This window comes from Rhodoblastus sp. (assembly GCF_019449565.1).
Classification (GTDB): domain Bacteria; phylum Pseudomonadota; class Alphaproteobacteria; order Rhizobiales; family Beijerinckiaceae; genus Rhodoblastus.
Map to the genome: position 1 here is coordinate 190,976 of NZ_JAGRPM010000088.1, position 17,831 is coordinate 208,806.

Genomic DNA, 17,831 nt, shown 5'->3' on the forward strand with positions numbered 1-17,831 from the left:
ACGCTTGCGCGCATGGCGGCGGAAACGACGGCTTGCCGAACCGGGTCAGGCGCCGTAAATGACCGCGAGCGTCCGCGTGCCGGTCGCCGCAGGTTGCCGGTCCGCCGCCCGTTCGCTCGTGTCCCGCGTCTATATCGCGGAATTGGTGGGCGAATCCGGCTTCCAGCCACATGCAATTCCGCTCGGGCAGCGTTAGCGATGGAACGGATGGGGAGCGAATACGAGCGTGAAGAGGAGGCGTCGGAGACGGCGTCCGGCCCTTCTTCCTCATCAGAGAAACGAAGCGAGCGCGCCGCGATCCTGGCCGCCGCCGAGAAGCGGCGCCGGCTTGCCGGCCGCATCGGCGCCGCCGCGAGCGTGATCCTCGTCCTCGTCGCGGCTTTCGTCCTGTCTCGCACCTTGGCCAATCTGGACATGGCCGAATTGCGCGCCGCCTTCGCGGCGACTTCGGCCAACCAGATCGCGCTCGGCCTGTTTTTCACGGCCTGCTCCTTCCTGATGCTGACGGGCTATGACGCCATCGCCCTGCGCCAGCTGAAGTTGCGCGTGCCCTATCGCACCACCGCGCTCGCCTCCTTCACCTCATACGCCGTCTCGTTCATGCTGGGTTTCCCGATTTTTACGGGCGGCACGGTGCGCTACTGGATTTATTCGCGAGCCGGGGTGCGTCCCGGCAAGATCGCCAGCCTCACCGTCGTCGCTGGCGTGACCTTCTGGCTCGGCATGGCGGTGGTCATCGCCCTCGGGCTTCTGGTCATGGCGGGGCCGATTTCGGAAATCGACCGTCTCGCGGTCAATCTCAACCGCCTGATCGGCTTCGGGATGCTCGCGGCCGTCGGCTGCTATCTCTATTGGGTTTCGGCCCGTCCGCGCCGCGCCCGCTGGCAGGGGCTTTCGCTCGAACTGCCGGGGCTGGGCCTGTCGCTGGGGCAGATCGCGCTCGGCGTCATGGACCTGTGCAGCGCGGCCGCCGTCCTCTATGTGCTGCTGCCGAGCCATGACGGCCTGGATTTCTTCACTTTCGCCGCGATCTATGTCTTCGCCTGTCTGCTGGGCATCGTCAGCCACGCGCCGGGCGGCATCGGCGTTTTCGAGGCGACCATGCTCAAGGTGGTGCCGTCGCCGTCGCAGGAGGCGCTGCTCGCCTCGCTCTTGATGTTTCGCATTCTTTATTATGTCATCCCTTTCGTGTTGGCTCTTGCGCTCCTCGGCGCGAATGAAGGCGGGCGCCGTTGGGACGCTCTGCGCGACGCGATGAATCGCGCGCAAAGCGATGGGGAAAACGGCGCCTGATTTTAAAATAGGCCCTCATGAATGAAATGGTCGATTCTGTCCGGGGTCTCGTCGCCAGCCTGATCGAGGCCATGCCCGAGCCGGTGCTGGTCGTGGACGAATCGGTTCGCCTCGTGGCGGCCAATGGTCCCGCGCGTGGCCTGTTCCCGCATTTGCGCCTCGGGGCCCCGCTGGCCTCGACCCTGCGCGCGGTCGATCTGCATGACGCCATCGCCCGGGTGATGGCTTCCGGCCTCGCTGAAGACGTGTCCTGGCTCGATCGCGTCCCGGTCGAGCGCCTGTTTCAGGTTCATGTCGCCGGTTTTCAATCGATCGACTCGCGTTTCGTCGCCCTCAATCTGCATGACGCGACCGAAACGAGGCGTCTCGAGAAGATGCGGGTCGATTTCGTCGCCAACGCCAGCCACGAATTGCGCACCCCGCTCGCCTCGGTGCTTGGCTTCATCGAAACCTTGCAGGGGCCCGCCCGCGCCGACCCCGTGGCGCGCGACCGCTTTCTCGGCATCATGCTGGAGCAGGCGCGCCGTATGGCCCGGCTCGTGGATGACCTGCTCTCGCTGTCGCGGATCGAGCAGAGTCTGCATCTCCAGCCGCGCGCGGCTGTCGATCTGGTCCCGCTGGCGCAGCAGGTGCTCGACGCCCTCACGCATATGGCGCGCGAGAATCGAGTCCATCTGGAGATTTCTGCGGCCCCGGCCGTGGTGCGCGGAGATCGCGACGAACTGCTGCGGGTGGCCGAGAACCTGATCGAGAACGCGATCAAATATAGCGCGCCCGAGCCGGGCGAGCCTGAGCGGACCGTTCGCGTCGAGATCGGCGCGCGCGACGGCTTCGGTTTCATGGCCGTGCGCGACGAGGGGCCGGGCATCGCGCCGCAGAACATCCCGCGCCTGACGGAGCGTTTCTACCGCGTCGATGTTGGCCAGAGCCGCGCCAAGGGCGGCACCGGTCTGGGGCTAGCGCTGGTCAAGCATATTCTTGCCCGCCACCGCGGGAGGCTCGGCATTGAATCGACACTGGGACGCGGCGCGACCTTCACCGCCTTCGCCCCGCTCCATGAGAGCGCCAAATGAGCGCCCAACAAGTGAGGCCTAAGTGAGCAGTCGCAAAAAATCTTGTTTGCGCTGCACGCCTTGAATCTTCGCGAACTTCCACGCCAAGGTTCAGCTTGAACGGACCTCGCTCGCGGGCGTGTCGTGCGCCGTCATGGAAGTGTCATCCAGTCGTCGTAATGGTTCCTCGCGCTGAAGCGCAATCCGCGAACACCTCTCCTGTTCGCGCCCAGTTTAACCTCTCGAGAGGTATGGCATGTCCAAACTCCTGCTGCGTTCCGCCCTCGTCGTCGCCGTCGTCGGCGCCGCCGCGTCCACCCTCGCCGCCGATATTTCCGGCGCCGGCGCGACCTTCCCCTATCCGGTCTATTCCAAATGGGCCGACACCTATAAGAAGGACACCGGCATCGGCCTGAACTATCAGTCGATCGGCTCCGGCGGCGGCATCAAGCAGATCGTCGCCCGCACCGTGACCTTCGGCGCCACCGACGCCCCGCTCAAGGCCGAGGACCTCGAAAAGAACGGTCTCGTGCAGTGGCCGCAGGTCATGGGCGGCATCGTGCTGGTCATCAACCTCGATGGCGTCGCCCCGGGCGATCTGGTCCTCGACGGCGCGACCGTCGCCAAGATCTTCCTCGGCGAAGTCAAGACCTGGAACGACCCCGCCATCGCCAAGCTGAATCCCGGCGTGAAGCTTCCCGAAGGTCCGATCGCCGTCGTTCACCGTTCGGACGGCTCGGGCACCTCGTTCAACTTCACCGATTACCTGTCCAAGGTTTCGGCCGACTGGAAGTCCAAGGTCGGCGCCGCTCCCGCCGTCGAATGGCCGGTCGGCCTCGCCGCCAAGGGCAATGAAGGCGTCGCCAATACCGTCGCCAACACCAAGGGCTCGGTGGGCTATGTCGAATATGCCTATGCCAAGCAGAACAAGATGACCTACGCCAAGCTGATCAATCATGACGGCAAGACGGTCGCTCCGAATTCGGAAAGCTTCCAGGCCGCCGCCGCCAACGCTGATTGGGCCAACGCGCCGGGCTTCTACCAAATCCTGACCGACCAGAAGGGCGCCGGCTCCTGGCCGATCACCGCCGCGACCTTCATTCTGATCCCCAAGCAGCCTCAGGACGCCGCGGTCGCCGGCGAGGCCCTCAAGTTCTTTGATTGGGCCTTCAAGAATGGGTCCAAGGAAGCCGAGGCGCTCGATTACATTCCCTTGCCGGGCAATGTGGTCGGCCTGATCCGCAAGGCCTGGCTCGACGTCAAGAGCGCCGAAGGCAAGCCGGTCTACGAAACCAAGTAAACGCTGTTCCTGCTGGCCGGGGGCTTGAGCCTCCGGCCGCTCAATTGTACGAGGAACGAAAACATGGCGGAGGCCGCATTGAGTTCCGTGGCGAAACCTGCGGCGCAGGGCGACAGTCGTGAAAAGGTGTTGCGCCGCTTCGAGCTTGGCGATCAGGCCTTTCACGTCCTGACCAAGACCTGCGCGATCGCCGTCCTGCTTTTGCTTGGCGGGGTCATTTTTTCGCTGATCCACGGCTCGATTCCCGCGCTGCAAAAGTTCGGCTTCGGCTTCCTGACGTCGCAGGCGTGGAATCCCGTCACCGAGAATTTCGGCGCCGCTCCGGCGATCTACGGCACGCTGGTGACCTCGATCATCGCGCTGGCCATCGCCGTGCCGCTCGGCCTCGGCATCGCGGTCTTCCTGACGGAGCTCTGCCCCTACACGCTGCGGCGGCCGATCGGCATCGCGGTCGAACTGCTGGCGGGCATTCCCTCGATCATCTACGGCATCTGGGGCATGTTCATCCTTGCGCCCTTCCTGCAGGAGCATGTCCAGCCGGCGATCATCGCGACCTTCGCCAACGTGCCTTTGCTGAACCAGCTCTTCTCTGGCCCGCCCTATGGCATCGGCATCGCGACGGCGGGCCTCATCCTGTCCATCATGATCCTGCCGCTGATCTCCTCGATCTCGCGCGACGTGTTCGAAACGGTCCCGACCGTTCTGAAGGAGTCGGCCTTCGGCATCGGCTGCACGCGCTGGGAAGTGATCCGCAACATTGTCGCGCCTTATACCGGCGTCGGCCTGGTCGGCGGAATCATGCTGGCGCTTGGCCGCGCGCTGGGCGAAACCATGGCGGTCACCTTCGTCATCGGCAACGCCCACAAGATCGCCCCTTCGATCCTCGGCCCCGGCACGACGATCTCGGCGACCATCGCCAATGAATTCACCGAGGCCGACGGCGCGATCTATACCTCGTCGCTGATTACGCTGGGCCTGCTGCTATTCATCATCACCTTCATCGTCCTCTCGATCTCGCGCCTCCTGCTGATGCGCATCGAAAGCCAGGGAGCGCGCTGACATGTCCGCATTGCAAGCCGCGCGCAAGACGCGCAGCGCCGTCGCCATGGGTCTCTGCGTCGCCTCGGCGGGCGTCGGCCTCATCGCTCTGGCTTTCATTCTGGCCGCTTTGTTCTGGAACGGCTTTTCGGGCCTGAACCTGAAGGTCTTCACGGAAATGACGCCGCCGCCCGGCTCTTCGGGCGGCCTGCTCAACGCCATAGTCGGCTCGCTGATCATGACCTTCTTCGGCGTGCTGATCGGCGCGCCGCTGGGCATGTTCGCCGGCACCTACATGGCCGAATATGGCCGCAATTCGAAGCTGACGACCGTCGTGCGCTTCATCAACGACATCCTGCTGTCGGCGCCCTCGATCGTCATCGGCCTGTTCGTCTATGAGATCACGGTCGTGCAGATGGGCCATTTCTCCGCCATCGCCGGCTCGATCGCCCTGGCGCTGCTGGTCGTGCCGGTTGTGGTGCGCACCACCGAGGACATGCTCAACCTCGTGCCCGGATCGCTGCGCGAAGCCGCGACGGCCCTCGGAATGCCGCGCTCGCTCGTCATCCGCCATGTCGCCTACAAGGCGGCGCGCGCGGGCCTCATCACCGGCTTGCTGCTGGCAGTCGCCCGCGTCTCCGGCGAGACGGCGCCGCTGCTGTTCACCGCGCTGAACAACCAGTTCTGGAGCACCAAGCTGGACGCTCCCATGGCCAGCCTTCCGGTCGTGATCTTCCAGTTCGCGCTTTCGCCCTACAAGGAATGGCAGGCGCTCGCCTGGGCCGGCGCGCTCATCATCACCCTCGCCGTTCTGACACTGTCGATCACCGCTCGCGTTCTTGGCGCGCAAAGGACCAGCAAATGACCAATGTTCTTACGCAGGAAGCTCCGGCGTCGCGCGACCAGCTCGCGCAAAAGATGTCGGTCAAAAATCTCGACTTCTTCTACGGCGAGACCAGGGCTTTGAAGTCCGTCAGCGTCCCGCTCTACGCCAATCAGGCGACGGCCTTCATCGGTCCGTCTGGCTGCGGCAAGTCCACGCTGCTGCGCGTGCTCAACCGCATGTATAGCCTTTATCCGCGCCAGCGCGCGGAGGGCGAGGTGCTGCTCGACGGCGAGAACATCCTGAACCCCAAGCAGGACATCAATGCCCTGCGCGCGCGCGTCGGCATGGTTTTTCAGAAGCCCACGCCCTTCCCGATGTCGATTTACGATAACATCGCCTTCGGCGTCCGGCTTTATGAAAAGCTCGGCAAGGCCGACATGGACGAGCGCGTCGAGAAGGCGCTGCGCGGCGCGGCGATCTGGGACGAGGTCAAGGACAAGCTCAACGCCAGCGGCCTCAGCCTCTCCGGGGGCCAGCAGCAGCGCCTGTGCATCGCCCGCACCGTCGCGATCCAGCCTGAAGTGATCCTGTTCGACGAGCCCTGTTCGGCGCTCGATCCGATCTCGACAGCCAAGGTGGAGGAGCTGATCGACGAGATGCGGCGCGACTACACCATCGCCATCGTCACCCACAACATGCAGCAGGCTGTGCGCGTCTCGCAATACACCGCCTTCATGTATCTCGGCGAAATGGTCGAATTCGACGATACCGACAAGATCTTCACGGCGCCGAAAGAGCGCCGCACCCAGGATTACATCACCGGCCGTTTCGGCTGATTTCGGCTCTCCGGCCAGACAGGAACAAGGCACCATGGTCGAACATACCGTCAGATCTTTCGACGCCGATCTCGAAACGCTCGACCGCCACATTTCAGAAATGGGCGGCATCGCCGAAAAAATGCTCGCCGACGCGATGGACGCGCTGTCGACGATGAATGTCGAACTCGCGCAGAAGGTCATCGCGACCGACGTGCGTCTCGACGTGCTGCAGCGGACGGTCGAGGATCTCGCCGTACGCGTTCTGGCGCGCCGCCAGCCCGTCGCGGTCGATCTGCGCGACGTCGTCGGCGTGATCCGCATCTCGGCGGATCTGGAGCGCATCGGCGATCAGGCCAAGAACATCGCCAAGCGCGCAGCCAAGATCGCCGGGGAATCCCGCATTCCGCGCGCAGTGGTCGGCCTCCGGTCGATGCACGATCTCGCCGCCACGCAACTCAACGACGTGCTGGACGCCTACGCCCAGCGCGACGTCGAGCGCGCCAAGGCGGTCTGGAACCGCGATCTGGAGCTGGACGCGCTCGAGGACTCCGTGTTTCGCGACCTTCTCACCTTCATGATGGAAGATCCGCGCAACATCACGTTCTGCACGCATCTGCTGTTCTGCTCGAAGAACCTTGAGCGCGTCGGCGACCACACCACCAATATCGCCGAAACGGTCTATTACATTGTGACCGGGGAGAGCATGCCGGGCGAGCGCCCGCGCGGCATCGATTCCTCGACTCTGCCGTGAGTCTTTAGGAGCCATTCGATTTCATGAACGAACCGCGCGCATCGGTCATCGGCGCCGCCTCGCCAGGCGGCGCCCCACGAATTCTGGTTGTCGAGGACGAGGCCGCCCTGGCTCTCATGCTGAGCTATAATCTTGAAGCCGAGGGCTATGTCGTCGAGCGCGTCGAGCGCGGCGACGAGGCGGAACTGCGGCTTGAAGAAACCGCGCCGGACATGGTCATTCTCGACTGGATGTTGCCCGGCGTCTCGGGACTGGAAATCTGCCGCCGCCTTCGGGCGCGGGAAGCCACCCGCACCCTGCCGGTCATCATGCTGACCGCGCGCGGCGAAGAGGGCGAACGCGTGCGCGGCCTCTCGGTCGGTGCCGATGATTATGTGGTCAAGCCGTTCTCTGTTCCGGAGCTGATGGCGCGCGTACGCGCGCTGTTGCGCCGGGCGCGCCCCGAACGCGTCGCCGTCAAGCTGACGGCCGGCGCGCTGGAGCTGGATCGGGAGACGCGCCGCGTCCGTCGCGGCGGCCGCGACGTCCATCTCGGCCCGACCGAATTTCGCCTGCTGGAATATCTGATGGAGAAGCCGGGTCGGGTCTTCGCCCGTTCGCAATTGCTCGATAGCGTCTGGGGCATGTCGGCCGAGATCGACGAACGCACGGTCGATGTCCATATCGGCCGGTTGCGCAAGGCGCTTGCCGCGGGCGGCGAAGACGATCCGATCCGCACCGTGCGCGGCTCCGGCTATTCTTTCGACGAGACTTTCGGCCGCGGCTGATCCTTGCAGGCATTGCGTTCGGCCGGGCTTGTGCTCGACCTCCCGCCGTCCAATGAAAAACCGGCGTCGCTCCGCGCACGCCGGTTTTTCATTTCCGAAAGGGCAGGGGGGAGGGGTCTGAACCGCGCCTTTCGCCGCCGGAGGTCTCGCCGCCGCGACTTGCCGACGTTACGCGCGGTCTGAACCGAACAGATTTGCTGCTCGAAGATCGCGCGCCGACGGGCCGGCCCCTCGCCCTTGCCCTTTTTGGGAGCGTCAGGCGCGGGCGATGCGCTTGTCGCGGCGACGGTCCTGCGCCGGCTGATAGGCGATGCGCGCGTGGTGGGCGCAATAGGGACCCACGCCGATCTGCATCTTCGCGCCGCAATAGCGGAAATCGGGGCTGGAGGGGTCGCCCAGCGGCCAGCGGCACATGGATTCCCGCAGGTCCATGATGCTCACGCGCTCGGACATGGGGATGACGACGTCTTCCGAGGCGCGGCGCGGCGCGGGCGCCGGAGCGGGGCGCAAATCGGCGGCGAGGGCGAGATTGCCATGGACGACCGGGGCGGCGGTCGGGCGGCTCTCTTCCTCGGTCCGCGCCTTGGGGCGCGCACGGGCCGGCGCGGGGGCAGGCGACTTGACCCGGCCGGACAGGCCAAGACGATGCACCTTGCCGATGACCGCATTGCGGGTGATGCCATGAGCGAGTTCATTGGCGATCTGGCTTGCGCTCAAGCCTTCCAGCCACATTTTCTTCAATTGCTCGACGCGTTCATCGGTCCAGGACATTGAATTGACCTCCAAACGTTGTCCGTTTCGCAGGTTTGGCGGAAACGGCGGCTCCCCGGGCGGCGCCATCATTGGCGCTCGTGACTTCCACTCAGCCGCGCGTTGTATTTGCGCGCGGCGGCGTCCGGCTGCTTTCCCCTGCGGTCTCTCTCGGCGGAATCGTATCCTTTACGGCTGCGCTGACGCAGCCGGTGGAAACGCTCCGACCGAACGAGGACTGACGGAACAGGCGCTTGATAAGCAGGCGCCGCACGAGATGTCGTAGCCGACAAGAGGGACACTACACTAGTCGTTGAATCGCGTGCAACACTCGCAAGGGCGCGTCGCAGGTTTTCCCCAGCCCTTTAAGCGAAATTCGAAAAAGCTGGGACGACAGGTATTTTTGTCTTGCGCCTTTCGACCGACGTCTCGCAGGGTTCCCGCCAAAGCCATTACAGAATTGACCTTCCGGCCCGGATTTTCTAGATTGCGGGCCTGTTGACGCCGCCCCCGCGGGGCGGCGCTTTCATTTTCGGGTTCGCTGCCGGTTCTTTAAGGACTGCGCCTCTGGGGAGGCGATCAGCGGGCGGCTGTTGGGAGTTCTGGACGTGACGTCAGCTATCCTTCCGACCTATGCGCGGTACCAGCTGGCCTTCGATCGCGGCGAGGGCGCCTGGCTGATCACGGCGTCGGGCGATAAATATCTCGATTTCGGCGGCGGAATCGCAGTGGCGAGCCTCGGCTACAATCATCCGCACCTCGTCGACGCCCTGATCCAGCAGGCGCAAAAGCTCTGGCACACGTCCAATCTGTTCCAGATCCCGCTCGGCGAGGCCTTCGCCCGCCGCCTCGTCGACGCGACGTTCGCGGACAATGTCTTTTTCACCAATTCCGGCGCGGAGGCGCTCGAATTGACGATCAAGATGGCGCGCAAGTGGAATTCGGCCAATGGCGCGCCGGAGCGGTTCCACATCATCACCTTTGAGGGCGCCTTCCACGGCCGCACGCTCGCGACCATAGCCGCGGGCGGCAACGCCAAATATCTCGACGGCTTCGGGCCCAAAATGCCCGGCTTCGATCAGGTTCCCTTCGGCGATCTGGACGCGGTCAAGGCCGCGATCGGCCCGCAGACCGGCGCCATTCTGGTCGAGCCGATCCAGGGCGAGGGCGGCATTCGCGTCGGCGCGCCGGATTTCATCCGCGGCCTGCGCGCCCTTTGCGACGAGCACAAACTGCTGCTGTGCTTCGACGAGGTGCAATGCGGCATGGGCCGCACGGGCAAATTCTTCGCCTATGAGCTTTATGGAGTCGCGCCGGATATTCTGGCCTCGGCCAAGGGCATCGGCGGCGGCTTCCCGCTCGGCGCCGTGCTGTCGACCGCCGAAGCCGGCAAGGGCATGGGACTCGGCACCCATGGCACCACCTATGGCGGCAATCCGCTCGCCATGGCCTGCGGCAACGCCGTGCTCGACATTCTGCTCGCGCCGGGCTTCCTCAACGATGTCGCGCGCAAGGGCCTGCTGCTGCGGCAGAGCCTGGCGGGGCTGGCGGCGGAACATCCCGACGTTATTGCGGAAATTCGCGGCGAGGGCCTGATGCAGGGGATCAAATTGCGCGTGCCCAACGCCGATTTCGCTTCCGCCGCGCGGGCCGAAAAACTCATCGTCATTCCGGCGGCGGACAATGTCGTGCGCATCATTCCGCCGCTGATCGTTTCCGAGGACGAAATCCGCGAGGGCGTGCGCCGTCTTGGCGCGGCCTGCGCCCATTTTGAAGTTGCGGCGACGCCAAAGGGAAAGCTGGGAGCCAATTCATGAAATTGCCGCCGATCGATCCGGCGCGTCGTTGTTTTCTCGACATTGCGGATTTCTCGCTCGACGATTTGCGCAGCATTCTCGACCGCGCCGCCGACATCAAGAGCCGCCGCCGGAAAGGCCGTCCCTCGCCGGACCAGCCGCTCGCCGGCCGCACGCTCGCGATGATCTTCGACAAGCCCTCGACCCGCACCCGCGTCTCCTTCGACGTCGGCATGCGCGAACTCGGCGGCGAGACGTTGATGCTTACCGGCGCGGAAATGCAGCTCGGCCGCGGCGAGACCATCGCCGACACCGCGCGCGTGCTGTCGCGTTTCGTCGACGCCATCATGATCCGCATCCTAGGCCATGAACATCTGCTGGAAATGGCCGCCTACGCCAGCGTGCCGGTCATCAACGGGCTGACCAAGCGCACCCATCCCTGCCAGGTCATGGCGGACATCCTCACCTATGAGGAACATCGCGGCGATATCGCGGGCGCGCGCGTCGCCTGGATCGGCGATTGCTGCAATGTGCTGACGAGCTGGGTTCACGCCGCCGCCAAATTCGGCTTCACGCTCGATATCGCCTCGCCGGAAGATCTGGCGCCGCGTCCGGAGCTCATCGCCTGGGCGCGCGCGCAGGGCGGCGTGGTCAATGTCATGCGCGATCCCTATGAGGCCGTGCAGGACGCCGATTGTGTGCTGACCGATTGCTGGGTCTCGATGGGCGACAAGGACGAAAAACTGCGCCATTCGCTGCTCGCGCCCTATCAGGTCAACGCCAAGCTGATGCGCCACGCGGCCAAGGACGCCGTGTTCATGCACTGCCTTCCGGCCCATCGCGGCGAGGAGGTCACCGACGAGGTGATCGACGGGCCGCAATCTTTGGTGTTCGACGAGGCGGAGAACCGCCTGCACGCGCAAAAGGGCGTGCTCGCCTGGTGCCTGGAGGGAAAAGAGTGACAACCGGCTCCGGTTCGCGCTTTTCCGCCGACTTTCCCTTCGCCGCCGCGGGGCAGGACGATTGCGTGCTGCCTTTCGCGGTTGAGCCGCTCGACCTACGCGGCCGCATCGCCCGGCTTGGCCCGGCGCTCGACGCCATCCTGACCCGTCACGGCTATCCCGATCCTGTCGCGCGCCTGCTCGCGGAAGCCGCCGCGTTGACCGTCCTGCTCGGCACGGCCCTGAAATCCGAGGGCCGCTTCCAGTTGCAGACGCGCACCGACGGCATTGTCGACATGCTGGTGGTCGATTTCGACGCGCCGGACCGGCTGCGCGCCTTCGCCCGCTATGACGTAACGCGGCTCCCGCAGCAGGGCGGCGTCGCGCCGGAGGTTCTGCTCGGGCGCGGCCATCTCGCCTTCACCATCGAACAGGGTTCGGAGGCCTCGCGCTATCAGGGCGTGGCGCCGATCGAATCCGGCTCGCTGGAACAGGCCGCCGGGGTCTATTTCCAGCAATCGGAACAGATTCCGACCTTCATTCGTCTCGCGGCGGGACAGGTCGTGACGACCTCGGGCGCGAGTTGGCGCGCCGGCGGCCTGCTCGCGCAATTCCTGCCCCATTCCGAGGAGCGCCGCCGCCAGGCCGATTTCCCGCCCGGCGACGCGCCTGAAGGCCATGTCGGACATGAATGGAATGAGGACGAGGCCTGGACTGAGGCGAAGGCCCTGGCCGCCACCGTCGAGGATCACGAATTGCTCGACCCCGCCTTGCCGAGCGAGGATCTGGCCTATCGCCTGTTCCACGAACGCGGGGTGATGGCATTTCCCGTCCAGACCCTGCGCGACGCCTGCCGCTGCTCCAACGAGCGGGTCGAGGACATGCTCCGCAGCTTCACGCAGCAGGAGCGCGACGATATGGTCGGCGACGACGGCGCGATCACCGTGACTTGCGAGTTCTGCTCGACTCTGCGCCGCTACGATCCGGGCGATTTCCGCAAGGATTGATATCTTCCGCCTCGCGCGCGGCCTTTCGCGGAGGGCGCGACGCCGAAGGCAACTCTTTTCCCCCTCGGGCGTTTCTTGAACTGGACAATGCGCCAGACCCGCCGAAACCTCATTGGCGCCCCGACGCGGCGTCCCAAGAGTTCTTCATTGTTCCGCGGGACATAGAACCCTTCGGACGATGGCGGACATTCGGGAGGGAGAAGAAAAATGTTGCGAAAATTGCTCTTCGCTTTTGCGTTCGTCTGCGCCGGGCTGCTCGCCGTTCCGATGGAATCCATGGCTCGTGGCGGCCACGGCGGCGGTCGTGGCGGATTCCATGGCGGCGGCGGCCGTGGATTCCACGGCGGCTATCACGGAGGCTACCGTGGCGGCTACCGTGGCGGTTATGCCGGGGGCTACCGTGGGGGGTATCGCGGCGGCTACGCCGGCCGTCGCGTGGCCTATGGGGCCGGCTACCGCAGGGGCTATTATGGCGGCGCCTATCGCCGGGGTTATTACGGCGGCGCCTATTACCGCCCGGGCTTTTACGGCGCGGGTTATGGCGCTTATGGCGCGTGCTGGCGCTGGAGCCCGCGCCTTGGCCGCCGGGTGTGGGTCTGCAACTAAGCGCGCGGCCTGAACGGGGCGGGTCCGCCCGTCCCGATCTCCCTGCGCCTCAGCCGCAATATTCCGCCCAGCACATAGGGGTCTCGAACACCTTCACGGAGTCGAGCTGCCCGAGTTCCGGCTTGACGCGATCGAAGATCCAGACCGCGATATTTTCGGCGGTCGGATTTTCGAGGCCCTCGATCTCGTTGAGCAGATGATGGTCGAGCCGCTCCAGAAGCGGCTGGAAAACCTTTTCCACGTCGAAGAAATCGACGACGAAGCCGCTATAAGCGTCCACTTCGCCAGCGAGCCGCAATTCGACGCGATAGGAATGGCCATGCAGCCGCCGGCACCGGTGGGTTTCCGGCACATGGGGCAAATGATGCGCGGCCTCGAAGGTGAAGGCCTGGGTGATCGTCATCGCGGGCATGGCCGGTTCTTAGCGCCCTTCGTCCTGTAACAAAAGCCGAAATTCATTCGCGGGCAGAGATCGCCCGCGCGGTCTTTGCTCGAAGGCCCAGATCGCGCGTAAGGCGCGATCACTCAAATGCGATGTCGCGGCTGCGCGGCGCAAGATGTTCGCCGCCGTCGATCGGCAGCATCTGGCCGGGCATGTCGGGACAGCCGAGGTAGAAATGGATCGCCGCGCAAATGTCGTCGGCGGGCGTGGCGTGTCCGGTTGGGATCTTGCCTGCGTCGAGCAAAAAACGCTGCTCCGTCTGCGGACCGGAAGGAAACATCAGGCCGGGCAGCAGGCCGAACACGCGTATGTCCGCACGCCCGGCCCGCTGCCAGAGTTCGGTCATGGCCAGCAGGGCTGCCTTTCCCAGGGTGTAGGAGAAATAGTCGGGGTTCGGATTGATCAGCTTCTGGTCGAGAATATTGAACACGGTCAGCAAGGCGTCAGCCCGCTTCGCCCGGGCCGCGGCCTCGACGATCCGGAAGGGCGCCTCGGCGTGGACGGCGAAACTCGCCGCGAGCATGGCGGGATCGCCGCAGCCGGGAAAGTCATGCGCGAAATTCGAGGCGTTGTTCACGATCGCGTCCGGCGCGCCGAACCTCTCGATCAGCGTCTCGCAAAATTGAGCGGTGGCCTCGCGCTCGGCGAAATCCGCGATCAGGACCTCGGCTGTGGCCCCCTCGCGGGTCAGGCTCGCCGCGAGTTCCTGCGCGGCGTCGCGCGAACGGTTGGCGTGCAGGATCACGCGATAGTTCTCGCGAGCGAAGGAGCGCGCGAGCGGGGCGCCGAGCCGGCTGGTCGCTCCCGTGACCAGCGCGCACTTCACTGGCCGGCGCTCCAGCGCGCCCGGGTGCGGAACAGGTCGATGCCGGCGCCGCGCGTTTCGTTGTAGATGTCCGGCTTGCGGATCGACAGGGCGCAGGCGATCACGCGTTCGTCGGTGAAGCAGGATTCGACGATCCGGTCCGCGACGCTCTCGACAAGGTCGATATGCCCCTCGCTCTCCAGCGCGCGGATGCGCTTGCGGACGGTGTCGTAATCGATGATCGGGGCGTCGGCGGCGCGCGGGGTGGCGAGCGGCGCATAGAGCCGGACCGAGATCATCAGGCGGGTCGGGCGCTCCGGATGGCGCTCCCAGGGATGCAGGCCGCACGAGACGTTGACGCAGACGTCGTCGAGCGCCACGACGATATGGTCCTCGCCGGAAAACAGGTCCTTCATTCGCTCCGCCTCGCTGGTTCGCGCCTTCTCATAGTGGCTCAAATCCGGCGGCGCAATGAGAAGGCCGCCGGATCGCGCCGGCGGCCTTGTGCAGGCGATCTTGCGCGCGAAGCCTTATTTGGCTTCGTTCATCGCGCCGCTCCTGTCGAACTGGGCGATATAGGCGATCACATTGGCGATGTCCTGGTCGCCCTTCAGACCGGTGAAGGTCATGTAGGTCGCAGGCACGTCATGCTGCGGCTGCTTGAGATAGGAGGTGAGGGTGACAACGTCCCAAACCTTGCCCGAATGCTTGTTGGCTTCCGAATAATTATAGCCAGGCACGGTGCCGGCGGGACGGCCGATCAGGCCGTTCAGGACGGGGCCGTAGAAATTGGTCGCGCCCTTGCCGATGTGATGGCACTGGCGGCATTTATTGAAGACGATTTCGCCCGCCTTGGGGTCGCCCTTGATCTCTTCGGCGGCCTGCGCGCCAATCGCCAGACCGGCGAACAGGGCGGCGGAAAGAATGAGAACCTTGGCTTGCATAACCTCTTGCTCCGCTTGCGGTGGATCGACCTCGCAGCGTGCCATTCGCTCCGACGGACCCATCATAATTGTTATCTTGGAATCATGGGCGTTGCGACATGATGCAACTCAATTAAATCACCTCAACAGCCCCAGTTCTCCCGTTATAAAGTCCTATTTTCAAGTCAGGAGGAAGGACAGCAGCGAGCGAAGCTCGGCGGGGCGCACAGGCTTGCGCAGCATTTCGAGCTTGTTGCGGCGCGCCTCGTCCTCGGCGCGCGACGAATGGTCCGCCGTCACGAGCAGGGCGGGGGCGTTCTTGCCGCAGGCGCGACGTACGGCCTGGATCGCCTGAGGCCCGAGTTCGCCATTGTTGAGATGCAGGTCGGCGATGATGATTTGCGGCGGATTGGCCAGCGCGCGCAATTTCTCCACCGCCTCGGCGCCGGAGGTCGCCACCGCGACGTCGCAGCCCCATCGCTCCAGCAACAGGATCATCGCCTCGCTGACCGCGGGCTCGTTCTCGATCAGCAGGATCTTCGCGCCGGCGATCCGGTTGGGAATGGCGCGGAACTGCGGGACCGGGACAGGCGGCGGCGGCGCTTCGCTGCTGAGCGGGATGAGGACCGAAAAAGTCGAGCCGCGTCCGACGCGCGACGCCAGCGAAACCGGATGGCCCAGCACATGGGCGAAGCGTCGCACGATGGCGAGGCCGAGGCCGAAGCCGGTCTGGCCCGGAATGTCGCTGTGCGCGCGCTGGAATTCCTGGAAAATCGCCTCGCGCCGGTCGTCCGGAATGCCGGGGCCGGTGTCGCAAACCTGCACCAGGACATTGTCGCCGCGCCGGCGCACGCCGACCAGAACGCCGCCATGCGCGGTGTAGCGCAGGGCGTTGGCGAGCAAATTCTGCAAAATGCGGCGCAGCATGGACGGATCGGAGCGCACGGTGCGACGGGTGGCGAAAATGCGCAGCTTCAGCCCGCGCTTTTGTGCGAAATGATCGAATTCGCGCGCCAGCGGCTCCATCACGTCGTTAAGCTCGAAACTGCGGACTTCCGGCTGCATCACGCCGGCGTCGAGCTTCGACAGGTCGAGCAGCGTCCGGATGAGGTCCTCCAGCGTCATCAGGCAGCGGTCGACCTGTTCGGTCAGCACGCCCCCCTCTGTTCCGGTCTGCAATTCACTGAGCGCTGAAAGCGCAAGCCGGGCGGCGTTCAGGGGCTGGAGCAGGTCGTGTCCGACAGATGTGACGAAGGTCGTCTTCAGCGAACTCGCCGCTTCGGCCTGTCGCTTGGCCTTTTCGATCGAGCGCATCGCCTGTTGCAGTTCCTGCGTGCGGCGACGCACCTGATGGTCGAGCGCGATGGCCGTCTCAAACAGCGAAAAGGCGTTGAACTGGCTGTCCACCGACCGCTCCACGCGCGACATCAGCGCACGGTTGATCTTTTCCAGCTTCTCGATCTGGCGTTTGAGATCGTCGGTATTTTCGCTCGCGTAAAGGGTCATGCCGGCTGTTTTTGGTCATCGCTGCGATAGCCGAAGGCTACGCCCGTGAAGGTCTGGTTCACATGCATGGAGCGATATTGCTCGCCATAGGTGTTGAAGCCAACCACCCGATGCTGGCGATAAAGCTCGGACAGGCGGTGGGCGATCTGGTTGCGCTCGGCGCCCAGCCGCCGCAGCACGCAATCGAAGCCGATATAGAGCGAGACCGCGCCGAGTTCGGACTCCATGCGCTCGAAGGTCGCCAGCGTGCTTTCATAGGGGTCGAGCGATTTGGCGACGGTCAGCACCAGTCCCTCGTCGATGGCGCAGAAGAAGCTGAGCGAGCCGTCCGCGTTCACCTTCTGGATCGAGCGCGCGTAATATTGGCCGCCGACGCCCACCAGCACCGGATGAGAGGCGAAGGACGAGGCGTCGAGCGAGCTTTCGACCAGCCCGACCTGATGCGCATATTCCTGCGCCGCCGGCTCCGCGTTCAGTTCGCGCACGACGCGCAACTCGGTGTCGGCGTCGGTGACGACCATCTTGAGCGATGTCGGCTCGAAATAATCGCATTTGAAGGTCGTGAACGGGATGTCGGTGTGGAAAAGCAGCAGGAGCGCGGCGTCGCGGTAGATGGCGCTGTCGCGGATCATCCAGGTCTTCTCGAACGTCATGCTGTCGCCGGCGGAGCCGCCGACGACGGGGATGTCATCAAGCGCCGAATAGAGCGCCGAGATCACCGCCTCCTCGCGCCGGCACATGCCGTCGATCAGCAGCAGGCCAAAGCAGCGGTCGGTTTCGCCTTCCGGGATGCGCGCGGCCAACGCCGCGCGCGCATCGGCGATGGAGGCGCGCCCCTCTTCGACGCCGAAATGCGACAGGTCCTCCATCATTTGGGCTTCAAGCGTGAAATTGCTGCGCAGGAAGCCGATCGCGACGATGGAATGGGAGGCCCAGCCGGATAGCGTCAGTTCGCCCGCCGTGGTGCAGCCGAAGATCGGCGTTCCGGGAAGGAGCGAATGAATTTCGGAGGCGAAAGCGGCGGTGTCGTAGCTGGCGCAAACGAAACAGACCAGTCCGACCAGCGCTTCCTCGGGCCGGTCGCCGGTCGTGGCCAGCTGGCCGGAAATCGCCGCGGCAATCTCGCGCGCCGCGCCTTCGGCGCTCTCCGCGCTGGTGGAAGCGACGACGACGCCCTCCAGGCTGTCGACGCGCATCTCGCCTGTCTGCA

General features: G+C 64.8%; 20 protein-coding genes. 13 read left to right on the forward strand and 7 right to left on the reverse strand.

Features of this window, described 5'->3' with window-relative positions; genetic code table 11:
• Positions 1-58: 58 nt before the first annotated feature.
• The 9 genes from QZ409_RS21325 (at position 59) to phoB (ending at position 7,845) form a co-directional block, all read left to right on the forward strand.
• Positions 59-196, forward strand: a complete 138-nt coding sequence (locus QZ409_RS21325; protein WP_296715394.1) for a hypothetical protein — start codon at positions 59-61, stop codon at positions 194-196.
• A gap of 11 nt (positions 197-207) precedes the next feature.
• Entirely contained in the window at positions 208-1,293 is a 1,086-nt protein-coding gene (locus QZ409_RS21330) for a lysylphosphatidylglycerol synthase domain-containing protein (protein WP_296715396.1), read from the forward strand.
• A 17-nt stretch (positions 1,294-1,310) separates the two neighbouring features.
• On the forward strand, positions 1,311-2,366 hold the full coding sequence (locus QZ409_RS21335) for an ATP-binding protein (protein ID WP_296715397.1): 1,056 nt from the start codon (positions 1,311-1,313) through the stop codon (positions 2,364-2,366).
• Positions 2,367-2,601: 235 nt separating this feature from the next.
• Positions 2,602-3,645, forward strand: a complete 1,044-nt coding sequence (pstS, locus tag QZ409_RS21340) for a phosphate ABC transporter substrate-binding protein PstS (RefSeq protein WP_296715399.1) — start codon at positions 2,602-2,604, stop codon at positions 3,643-3,645.
• A 63-nt stretch (positions 3,646-3,708) separates the two neighbouring features.
• On the forward strand, positions 3,709-4,704 hold the full coding sequence (gene pstC, locus QZ409_RS21345; RefSeq protein WP_296715401.1) for a phosphate ABC transporter permease subunit PstC: 996 nt from the start codon (positions 3,709-3,711) through the stop codon (positions 4,702-4,704).
• A gap of 1 nt (position 4,705) precedes the next feature.
• Entirely contained in the window at positions 4,706-5,548 is an 843-nt protein-coding gene (pstA, locus tag QZ409_RS21350; RefSeq protein ID WP_296715404.1) for a phosphate ABC transporter permease PstA, read from the forward strand.
• A complete protein-coding gene (gene pstB, locus QZ409_RS21355; RefSeq protein ID WP_296715407.1) occupies positions 5,545-6,345 on the forward strand; it encodes a phosphate ABC transporter ATP-binding protein PstB in 801 nt (266 codons plus the stop codon). The genes pstA and pstB overlap by 4 nt, the downstream gene beginning before the upstream one ends.
• 34 nt (positions 6,346-6,379) lie before the next feature.
• The gene (phoU, locus tag QZ409_RS21360; RefSeq protein ID WP_296715410.1) at positions 6,380-7,078 is read left to right on the forward strand and encodes a phosphate signaling complex protein PhoU; all 699 of its coding nucleotides are present in this window, start codon (positions 6,380-6,382) and stop codon (positions 7,076-7,078) included.
• A gap of 23 nt (positions 7,079-7,101) precedes the next feature.
• Positions 7,102-7,845, forward strand: a complete 744-nt coding sequence (gene phoB, locus QZ409_RS21365) for a phosphate regulon transcriptional regulator PhoB (protein WP_283364669.1) — start codon at positions 7,102-7,104, stop codon at positions 7,843-7,845.
• 255 nt (positions 7,846-8,100) lie between these two features.
• On the opposite strand, the gene QZ409_RS21370 is transcribed toward phoB, so the two are convergent.
• Positions 8,101-8,616, reverse strand: a complete 516-nt coding sequence (locus QZ409_RS21370; protein WP_296715413.1) for a GcrA family cell cycle regulator — start codon at positions 8,614-8,616, stop codon at positions 8,101-8,103.
• A gap of 587 nt (positions 8,617-9,203) precedes the next feature.
• On the opposite strand from QZ409_RS21370, the gene QZ409_RS21375 reads away from it, so the two are divergent.
• The 4 genes from QZ409_RS21375 (at position 9,204) to QZ409_RS21390 (ending at position 12,945) form a co-directional block, all read left to right on the forward strand.
• Positions 9,204-10,412, forward strand: coding sequence for an aspartate aminotransferase family protein (locus QZ409_RS21375; protein WP_296715416.1), 1,209 nt, complete (start codon positions 9,204-9,206; stop codon positions 10,410-10,412).
• Complete coding sequence (gene argF, locus QZ409_RS21380) at positions 10,409-11,353, forward strand: ornithine carbamoyltransferase (RefSeq protein ID WP_296715418.1); 945 nt, start codon at positions 10,409-10,411, stop codon at positions 11,351-11,353. Before QZ409_RS21375 ends, argF begins: the two co-directional genes overlap by 4 nt.
• Positions 11,350-12,339: an Hsp33 family molecular chaperone gene (locus QZ409_RS21385; protein WP_296715419.1), complete on the forward strand. Its 990-nt coding sequence runs from the start codon at positions 11,350-11,352 to the stop codon at positions 12,337-12,339. The genes argF and QZ409_RS21385 overlap by 4 nt, the downstream gene beginning before the upstream one ends.
• 207 nt (positions 12,340-12,546) lie before the next feature.
• Positions 12,547-12,945 carry a hypothetical protein gene (locus QZ409_RS21390; RefSeq protein WP_296715421.1) on the forward strand — a complete coding sequence of 133 codons (399 nt, stop codon included), beginning with the start codon at positions 12,547-12,549 and terminating at the stop codon, positions 12,943-12,945.
• 49 nt (positions 12,946-12,994) lie between these two features.
• Here the strand turns inward: QZ409_RS21390 and queD are convergent, their stop codons facing one another.
• The 6 genes from queD to QZ409_RS21420 form a co-directional block, all read right to left on the reverse strand.
• Complete coding sequence (gene queD, locus QZ409_RS21395; RefSeq protein ID WP_296715575.1) at positions 12,995-13,348, reverse strand: 6-carboxytetrahydropterin synthase QueD; 354 nt, start codon at positions 13,346-13,348, stop codon at positions 12,995-12,997.
• Between the two features lie 118 nt (positions 13,349-13,466).
• Entirely contained in the window at positions 13,467-14,213 is a 747-nt protein-coding gene (locus tag QZ409_RS21400; RefSeq protein WP_296715424.1) for an SDR family NAD(P)-dependent oxidoreductase, read from the reverse strand.
• Positions 14,210-14,608: a dihydroneopterin aldolase gene (locus QZ409_RS21405; RefSeq protein WP_296715427.1), complete on the reverse strand. Its 399-nt coding sequence runs from the start codon at positions 14,606-14,608 to the stop codon at positions 14,210-14,212. Before QZ409_RS21405 ends, QZ409_RS21400 begins: the two co-directional genes overlap by 4 nt.
• 114 nt (positions 14,609-14,722) lie before the next feature.
• Complete coding sequence (locus QZ409_RS21410; RefSeq protein ID WP_296715430.1) at positions 14,723-15,181, reverse strand: cytochrome c family protein; 459 nt, start codon at positions 15,179-15,181, stop codon at positions 14,723-14,725.
• A 114-nt stretch (positions 15,182-15,295) separates the two neighbouring features.
• Positions 15,296-16,621: a hybrid sensor histidine kinase/response regulator gene (locus tag QZ409_RS21415; protein WP_296715433.1), complete on the reverse strand. Its 1,326-nt coding sequence runs from the start codon at positions 16,619-16,621 to the stop codon at positions 15,296-15,298.
• Entirely contained in the window at positions 16,618-17,817 is a 1,200-nt protein-coding gene (locus QZ409_RS21420) for an FIST N-terminal domain-containing protein (RefSeq protein ID WP_296715436.1), read from the reverse strand. The genes QZ409_RS21415 and QZ409_RS21420 overlap by 4 nt, the downstream gene beginning before the upstream one ends.
• Between the last annotated feature and the right edge of the window lie 14 nt (positions 17,818-17,831).